The organism is Sodalinema sp. (assembly GCF_046483825.1).
Taxonomy (GTDB): Bacteria; Cyanobacteriota; Cyanobacteriia; order Cyanobacteriales; family Geitlerinemataceae; genus Sodalinema.
Genome location: NZ_JAWOCL010000293.1, coordinates 22,257 through 31,322 on the forward strand (window position 1 = coordinate 22,257; position 9,066 = coordinate 31,322).

Annotated in this window: 4 protein-coding genes; 2 read left to right on the plus strand and 2 right to left on the minus strand. The window is 45.2% G+C overall.

All coding sequences use genetic code 11. The annotated features are described in order from the left end of the window. Positions 1-84: 84 nt before the first annotated feature. Complete coding sequence (locus R6U67_RS18765) at positions 85-1,509, minus strand: NADP-dependent isocitrate dehydrogenase (protein ID WP_410253954.1); 1,425 nt, start codon at positions 1,507-1,509, stop codon at positions 85-87. Between the two features lie 328 nt (positions 1,510-1,837). On the opposite strand from R6U67_RS18765, the gene R6U67_RS18770 reads away from it, so the two are divergent. Next, positions 1,838-4,849: a hypothetical protein gene (locus tag R6U67_RS18770; RefSeq protein WP_410253955.1), complete on the plus strand. Its 3,012-nt coding sequence runs from the start codon at positions 1,838-1,840 to the stop codon at positions 4,847-4,849. A 4-nt stretch (positions 4,850-4,853) separates the two neighbouring features. Continuing rightward, positions 4,854-8,546 (plus strand): helicase-related protein, encoded by a 3,693-nt coding sequence (locus tag R6U67_RS18775; RefSeq protein ID WP_410253956.1) that lies wholly within the window; start codon positions 4,854-4,856, stop codon positions 8,544-8,546. Positions 8,547-8,604: 58 nt separating this feature from the next. Here the strand turns inward: R6U67_RS18775 and R6U67_RS18780 are convergent, their stop codons facing one another. Beyond that, positions 8,605-9,006, minus strand: a complete 402-nt coding sequence (locus R6U67_RS18780) for a type II toxin-antitoxin system VapC family toxin (RefSeq protein WP_410253957.1) — start codon at positions 9,004-9,006, stop codon at positions 8,605-8,607. Positions 9,007-9,066: the final 60 nt, after the last annotated feature.

A 9,066-nucleotide genomic window follows, 5' to 3' on the forward strand; every position in this document is an offset into this window, starting at 1 on the left:
CGGCGGGGGTCATCGAAATGATGACCCCCGCCTTTTTTAAGACCTCATCGAAACGACATCATCCGTCCTGAATGGGTCGCTTAATTAGTCGTCAAAATGGGCGATGATGGCATCGGCGAACTGGGAACATTTTAGGGGTTCGACGGCGGGATCTAATAGACGTGCTAGGTCATAGGTGACTTCCCCGTTAGCAATGGCGGCCCCAAGTCCTTTTTGGATCAGTTCGGCGGCTTCGTTCCATCCCATATATTCCAACATCATGACGCTGGAGAGGATGACGGAACCGGGGTTGATGCGATCGAGTCCGGCGTGTTTGGGAGCGGTTCCATGGGTGGCTTCAAAGATAGCACAGGTGTCGCCAATGTTCGCGCCGGGAGCCATTCCTAAGCCTCCGACAATGGCGGCGGCGGCGTCGGAGAGATAGTCGCCGTTGAGGTTCATGGTGGCGAGGATGGAGTATTCGGCGGGACGGGTTTGGATTTGTTGGAAGATACTATCGGCGATGCGATCGTTGACCATGATCTTCTCTTTCCACTGTCCGTTTCCATGGGTGTCCCAAATGGCCTCGAGAACGGCTTTCACCTCGTCACAGGCTTCGGTTTTTTTCTCGGGGGTGAGGGAGTCGTAACCGGGTTCGAGTTTACGAGCGTTGTCTTCTAGGCTAATGTCTGGTTTGGCTTCTTTATTGCTCAAAATCCAGGATTCCCGTTCGGTGACGCATTCGTTGCGAAACTCGGTGGTGGCCAGTTCATACCCCCAGACACGAAAGGCGCCTTCGGTGTATTTCATGATGTTTCCCTTGTGAACCAGGGTCACCATTTGTTTGTCTTTGGGAAGTCGCAAGGCGTGTTTGATGGCCCGACGCACTAACCGCTGAGATCCGGTTTTACTGATAGGTTTGATCCCAATTCCGGAGTCGAGAGGAATCTGCTTTTTCCCATGTTCTGGGGTGGCGGGGATTAACTCCTCGTTGAGATGTTTGATGAGTTGCTTGGCGATGTCGCTTCCTTCGGCCCATTCAATCCCGAGGTAGATGTCTTCGGTGTTTTCCCGATAGACGATGATATCGAGTTTCTCGGGAGTTTTATGGGGGGAGGGGGTTCCGAGGTAGTATTTGCAGGGACGAACGCAGGCGTAGAGGTCGTTAATTTGACGCAAGGCGACGTTGAGGGAGCGAATCCCACCGCCGATGGGGGTCGTCAGCGGCCCTTTGATGGCGATTCCATACTCGCGGATGGCTTGCAGGGTATCTTCGGGGAGATACTGAAATTGTCCGTATTGTTCGCAGGCTTCGTCTCCGGCGTAGATTTTGAACCAGCTAATTTGGCGTTTGTCGCCGTAGGCTTTGGCGACGGCGGCGTCGATGACTTTCTCGGTGGCGGGCCAGATATCGACACCCGTCCCGTCTCCCCGGATGAAGGGAATAATCGGGTTGTCGGGAACGACGGGTTCTCCGTCTTTGAAGGTGACTTTCTCGCCGCTGGTGGGAGGGGCAATTTTTTCGTACATCTCTATCTCCTTGTTGATACAGTTCCCTTGGGAGTGACGATCTAGCTGACCCTGATGGGACTGGTGATGAGTCAGGGGCTATGGGTTAAAGATCGTCTTAGCTTACCATAGCTGGCTTCTCGAAATGACTCGCTAGTTTCAGGGAAGTTGGATAATGTTATCGATTCAGGAGATTGTCTCGGGGGTGGGATGGATGAGTTTTAAGCCTTGAGTTTTAAGCCTTGAGTTTTAAGTCTTGAGTTTTAAGCCTTGAGTTTTAAGTCTTGAGTTGGGGGACTCGGCTCTGCTAAGCTTCTAGGAAGATGTTGCTATTGTGGGTGCCGGAGAGATGAATACGTTTGAGTTGGGAGAGGGGTTGCCGTTTTCGCTGGATTATGGGGATTTGCTGGCGCAGATTCGACGGGAATTGGGACAGAAGCCACTCTTTCGGATCCGTTCAGATGATCGCGATCGCCTGATGGTAAATATAGATGCGATCGCCCAAGCTGTGGCACAACAACAGATTCAAGACCCTATTTCTGGGGATTATTCGGCTCGTTCAGCGACGTTAAGTTTAACGGCTGATTTTGCGCCACGGTTCAATGGCGTGATTCAAGATTTGCGTCAGGAAGTCGCCAGCCAGTTACAGCAGCAACTCGACACAACCGGGTTTGATCTCAACGACTTACTGACCACTCTTGAGGAAGAATCATGGAGTCGCATCAGTTTTGCGCGTGAAGCCTCTAATTCCACTGCTGTCCCCATTGCGGATTTAGAAACTCGAACGGAAGGACGGGGTGGGGATTCTCTGCTTAAGTTCCACAAGGTGACGATTACGGTGGGTGAGGTTAACCAATTTTCAGAACGAATGAAAGCTGGCTTAACTCGTTATCTTGAGGGGATTTTAACGGATGAGGAGGAGTTGGAAGATGCCCAAGAGGCTGTTCAGGAACGATTGATAGACTCGCCAAATTCGGATTTCTATCGTTTGCAGCGAGTGGTGGATCGTGAGTCGTTAGGAAAGCTAAAAAAAGAGGCAAAAATTTGCTATTTAGAGTATCTCCGTCAACAAATCAATCGGGATACTCATCCTGAGGTGGTGTATTTAGATGATTTAATTCGCCGTTTACGGGATATTGAAAAATATATTAGTCAGGAGCCTTATGGTCATTACACGGTCAATTATCGCGGAGTTGAGTTAAATTATAAAGATTGGTTTTCACGCTCAGAATCTTTAGATGCGTTGCCGATTATCCCGATTCTTTCGGATATTATCGGTGAAACTACCAATGAGAGCAATGGCGAGCGGATTTTCACTTTTGGACTTAAGCTGAAGTTTGCCAATAAAGTCCAAGCACAAGGTGAAAAAGCTAAACCTGTGTTTGACTATTATTGCAATATCTTAAATCCGGGAAATTGGGACCAACAGGTTGAGGAGAGTAATACAGAAATCGTAGCACGTAAGATGCTACGGATTTTGTTTCTTTACTATTTTATCTTTGCCTCACGGTGTAATCCAATCGCTGAGGGATATGAAATTTCGTCAGAACTCGACTATGATGTTATTTCTGGTTTTGAGCAGCGTATTCTCCCTATTTTTAAGGAAGGAACTCAAGAGCAAAAAGATAGTATTTTTCGAGGACTTATCCAGGGATTTAAAACATTTAATGTTCAGACAAAAATACAAAGACTCAAGCATTTGCTAGAAACGACATTAAAACGTCGAGGTATTTTTAAGCCTCAAGTTTTTCAGAAAAAAATTGGGGTAGTTCGAGGTATTTTAAGACAATCGCCTAATTCCTTAGGTAACGGAGATGTCTTTGATGATGTGGTGGGTCGTAATCCTAGGGAATGTCTGCGCTACATCACAATCAAAGACGACTTTACCTCAAATGAAACCTTTTGTCAACTTCCAGTTTGTTTTGAGTTTGAGGATATTCGCTATTATTCTAAGCCAGGAACTGAGAGTTTTGATTGTTATGATGCGGAGACAGATACAATTTATCAAATTCCGGTTTTAGTAACTCCTCGATCTTCCACAAGTAGCCAAACGTCTCAAAGAAATTTAGGGAATACGCCGCTCGTCGTTGTAGCGTACAACAATCGTTATTTAGACTCGAATAATAGCGATTTGAGTCAAGGATTTTTCTATCGTTTCACCATGTCATTGTTGATGTATATCAGCTTGCGGGTGATTTTAGATGCGTTGGATTTAGAAGATCGGCGATTGTTTATTCCTCTATTACGGTTCCATGAGGGAACTGAAAAACATCCGTCACCTTCGGAGAAGTTTATGGCGAATCTCTCGAAGGTGGTGGTTCATTTACTGGGTGAGCGATATTGGTCAAATTCTCAGGGGATTCGGATTAACAGTATAAACCCTTATAAGATACGAAATGCGTTTGCGTCGTTGTATTCGGTGTTACCTCAAACCTATGAATTTAATCTCCCCCAGCCTCAGGATGGATCTCAGGGAGTAGATAAGTTGGCGTTGTTGGTGGTGTCGAGTTTGGAGAGTGATGGGGTACGACGGAGTCGTCATCAATATCCGGGAATGGCGACGCTGTTTGGGGAGGCGATCGCCATCGATAATGATCACGGACAAATCACGATTCAACCCTTCAAAACCTTTTCGGAGAATTATGGCGATCGCCAGGTGTACAACAATCCCTCAATTCTCAGTGATCTAGTTCATCAACTCCATCAAGCGGGATATCGCCATATTATCTATTTGGCTCAAGCACCTTATACGAATCGACTCAATTTAACTCAGGTTGAGGAGGACAAAAATCTCTATTTCATGTCTCCCAATCTCATCAAGTTTTTGGTTGACGGACTAGAGGATTTACAGTTATATCCGGTATTTGTGAATCAGTATTCGGTTCTGAAGTCTAGCCGCTTAAACGCCGACTCTTACCGTCTCAAGAATACTCAACAGTTGCTGAATATCCTCAATGATCCGAGTCAGCATATTGTCGTTTTCTTTAATCTCTTTAACGGAATAACTGTGGGAGACGAGGGACGGTTTTATAATGGGGTGGTGTCTTATTCGACTCTTATCAATGTCTATCCAGAAATTCTCGATGACCAAGATATTCGCCAGGGATTGATTTATGATGGCCCAGTGAAAACGGATATTTTGCGTTATTTAACCTTATTTCACTTTTTCCGGGTCGAACGCCGCCAGAGTAAACCACAATTAAAGCTGGATCCGTATCAACAAATCATGGGGGATGAAGCGTTGCGAAAAAATGCCTTGTTTTATCATATAGATGGAAAAACCTATTTTAATAGTTTGGCATTTTTAACGGCGGTTAACTCTATTTTATATCCACAGTCTAACGAGCGTCAGGAGACCTAAACTTATGGTTGCAACGGTTGCGGAAGATTTAGGACGAGTGTTTGAGGTGGGGTTTAATGTTGGGATTTTAACGGCGATCGCACAGGAAAATCTCACTCATCATTTTGGTGATCGGTATCAACAAGATTTGCAACAGTTAGCGTTTTCCGAGATGTTAGATAGCATCTGCAAAAGATCCAATCCCAATTTGATTGATGCTCGTGAAATTGAAAAACTGGAAACTTGGGGACTGTTTTTCCTACAAAAAGGCTGGCTGTCTGGGTTAAACTTTTTTCGAGAATACTTAAACTCTTTGGGAAAGGCGACGGCTGATCGAGAAATTCTCTACTATCAATGTTGTTTTACGGGAAACAACAGCATAGGAACATTGAATAAGTCAGAACCTGCGGAAAAGCCAGACTATAAGAAAATTGAGGCTTGGCTGTCTCAACTGGGACTTAGTTTTACCGACTGCTCATATGACCATCTGCGGCGATATCGAGATAAAGGGGGATTTCTGAGAGCCGATACCCTAATTTTGCTGCGACGTCGACGAACGTTGAGGCTGTTGGTGGTAGATTTGTCGGTGTTTTCCGTTCGCAAGGCGGAGGATTTGCTGAATTTGCAGGATTCCACTCTGAATCATCATCGCCGTTTGTTGCGACGGGAGATCAGTTACCTAAAATCCAAGAGTGTGTTTGCGAGTTTGCGTTTGGATAATGGGGAACCCGAGAATCTCGATTGGGAGTTCTCGAAAGATCTGCGGCGATATTTTACGGCGTTTAAGCGAGAGGATAAGGAAGTTAGTAAATTGATTCAAGCGGGAAGTTATGGCTATAGCTTCTATGAGTTTTTGCAAGATCCGCAACTGGGGTTGTGGGAGAAAGTCGGGAAACAGGATTTCTTGATCAATGTGGTGGGATATAGCGATCGCTCCCTCAGCATTATGTCCCTCAATCCGCAACATCCGCAACATCTCAAATTTTTAACCACCTGTCAGGATATCTATCACAATGAACCTCGGGATGTTGAGATCACTGATGCGAGACGGGATCTGTTACAGGTGATTCGCCGCAATGCGTCTCGTAGTTTTCAGGGGGGACGGGAGTTTGTCAAGAGATTATCCGAGATTCAAGGGGATCAGATTAACGTGATTCCCCCTCACCAGGAGGTGATTGATAATTTTGCGTCAACTCTGGCGTTGCGATCGCCACATGCGGAGGCGGTTCAAGCTGGCTTAACTTCAGATAAACCGTTGCTATTTCTCGCGGGAAATCCGGGAATTGGGAAAACCACGGCGATTGTTGAGTTTTTGAAGTCTCATATTGAGGATGGGTTCCTCTTTTTCTATGTCAGTCCTCGCAAACAAGTCAACTTAGATATTATTGAGAAGTTCAAAGATTCCCAAACTCAGCAGTTATGTGATCCGCGTCTGTTGGCGTTAACCACCAATTCGGCGTTATTGGATCGCTACCCTGGCGAGAAAGTGGTGAACAGCCTCTCGGGACAGCATTCGGGTGAGATGTCTTGTCGAGGAGTCCGCTTTATTCCCTTTGCTGAAAGTCCTCCTCCTCAAAAATCGTCCCAGCGATTCTTGCATCGAGAAACTGACCGCCATCTGCGTCCATCAGACAATCATAAACCAGGGGTTTTGTCAACCCTTTGTCAAGGAATTGATACTGCAATTCAAGAACCTCTTTCCAATGCAATTATCGCCACAGCCTGCATTCAAGCCTTGCGGATTACCAAAAACAACAATCATACTCTGAGACATTTTGAGAGGATATTTCAGGATTTTTATTATCGAGATCGCGGACAAGTTGATTTTTCCCGAATGCAAGGGATGTCCCGTCGCCTGAAACATCTATTTATTATGATTGATGAGGTCACGGGTGATCAAAGTGGGGTGGATTTCTTGCACGCCATGACGGAGATTATCCATAAGTATCAACTCAACAATCCTCAATCGGGGTTTAATCTCAAGCTGATTGTCGCTGATGCGTCGATTGTGGAGAGGGGGGTGATTCAGCAGCATTTAAGTGATAAGGAACCGGAACCGGATAAGATTTTTGTGCGTCATCTGCGGGAGTTGCGATCGCCAGGGGAGATTCACGTGGAATCCCTGGAGTTTAAAAAAGGTCCGTTGAAACACCTGCAAGGACAGGTAATTAACGCCAATTCCTATCCCGCCAATCGGCTTAAGTTAACCTATAAAGTGTTCGTGGAGTCGGTTGAGTTTAAGCCGGAGTTAACCTCTGAGAAAATGGGAAAACTCTCGCGACGGGTTCAGTCGCAGATATTAGCGGATCTCAATCAACTGCGTCAGGATTATCCTGAAACGCAGATCTTAGTTTATATCCAAGATAAGCAACGATTGCAAGATTTGATTGACTCCATTAAGGCTGAGGAGACGTTTGAGAAGAACAAAGATTATTTAGAGGTTCATGCGGATTTAAGTGATGAGGAGCGAGGGAAAATCCGGGAGTTTCAGGATCGGGTTTCGGTGGTGTTTATGACCTCTTCAGCTAGTCGGGGATTGTCGTTTCCTAAAGCTCAACATATTTTGTTGGATGTTCCCCGCTTTCAGGTGGAACAAAATTTAATGGAAATCATCCAGGTGATGTATCGGGGTCGCGGTCAGTTTTGGGAGAAGGGTGAGTGGCGGAGTTTGGATGAGAGCGAGAAAGCGGTGACCTTTTATTTGGGCGATCGCGCGGTGTATTATAATGGAGATTATCGAGATTTAGCGATTCAAGAAAGTCTCTTGAGTCTGTTGACGCTTTTGGTGATTCTCAAAACGGCGATTATGACTCGAATTACTGGCTCGGGTCAAATTGGACGAGAGCAGTTTATGATGATTCCCATTGGCGGAAAGTCGGTTTCGATGTCGGGTCAAAGCTTGAGCGGTCAATTGGCGGCGTTGATTGATAAGTTGGAGAAAGAACATCGCCGCGATCGCCGTAATATAACAGTTAAAGAGTTGGCGAAACGGTTGCGATCGCTGCTGAGTCAGGGTGAGTTTATTGTAACAGAGGAAGACCGGAAAGAGCAGGAGGGGGTGTCTTATTTAAGGATGCGATCGCACCTCAATCAAGAGTTCGCCAACTGTTGCAATCCTCTCGCTGGATTATTAACCTTTCCCAAATTAGAATTAGGTCATATTTGCGGGAGTTTACTACTGGTTCCAATGAGTAAAAAGCTGAGTGAACAGCGGTTAAATGAAACCTATACTATGGGACTCAGGACGATTCAAACCTCCGTCTCATCAGAGTTACTCAAGCAGATGATTGCGATTCAGAAGAGTTCCGAGTATTCTCCGAATCTTCAGCAGTTAATGGAATGGGGAATCCAGTTAATCCGTGAGTTACAATCCCCTCATGATTATACTCAGCGACTTCAACAGGGTCAGAGTTGGTCGGATCAGTATTATGCGATTCCCTTGTTTGCGTTTCTCTTGGGAGATATCATGGCTGAGTATTTCCAGTCGGGAGTCGTTGAACCCGAAACACAGGAGTTTCGCTCGCTGCTGAGGGAGTATTTACGCCAATTGTATCCGACTGATAATCTGTTACCGATTGGCGATCGCTATCGAGAGTTTCCGTTTCTGATTTTCCGTAGTTATAGTCTCGAACAGATGCGATCGAAGTTATTTACGGATCGCTATCTGATTACCTCTAATGAACTGAATCTGTTGAATTTGATTTTGGGGAATGATTAACTAAATATGATTGACATCAAAAAAAATGATATCAATCAATTAGAACCAGGTTAAAAACTTAGCGAATAAACTGAATCTGACAAATATTCAATGGCTCAACCGGTTCAAACTCCTTGCGATCAGAAGTTAATAGAATTCCCTGTTCTCGATTAGCCAACGTTAAGGCAAAACAATCAGCTAGAGAAATTCGTTTTATAGTTGCCTTGTAAGCTCCTGCTTGTTGCCAAAAATCAACCCCAAAATCGTCTCGAATGTCTATAATAGCTTGTGAGTCTTGAATAATTTGTGTGGCAATATCTTGTCCACCAAAACGCAAAAAATCATAATAGACCTCACACATATTGATGCCATGAATTAAGCCATCTGATTGAGGATGAGATAAATACTCTTCTACAACCTCAGCTCCGGGTTCATTCCGAAAAAAGGCAATTACGGCACAAGCATCTAAAATAACCTTCATTTTTGCTTATTTTCTAATTCAATCTCATTTTGTTTCCGGCGTGCAAACTCATCACTGCTG

What these genes read in the sequence shown, in the direction of transcription:
- R6U67_RS18770 (WP_410253955.1), top strand. Translation starts at nt 1,838, where the DNA reads ATGAATACGTTTGAGTTGGGAGAGGGGTTGCCGTTTTCGCTGGATTAT.
- R6U67_RS18765 (WP_410253954.1), bottom strand. Translation starts at nt 1,509, where the DNA reads ATGTACGAAAAAATTGCCCCTCCCACCAGCGGCGAGAAAGTCACCTTC.
- R6U67_RS18780 (WP_410253957.1), bottom strand. Translation starts at nt 9,006, where the DNA reads ATGAAGGTTATTTTAGATGCTTGTGCCGTAATTGCCTTTTTTCGGAAT.
- R6U67_RS18775 (WP_410253956.1), top strand. Translation starts at nt 4,854, where the DNA reads ATGGTTGCAACGGTTGCGGAAGATTTAGGACGAGTGTTTGAGGTGGGG.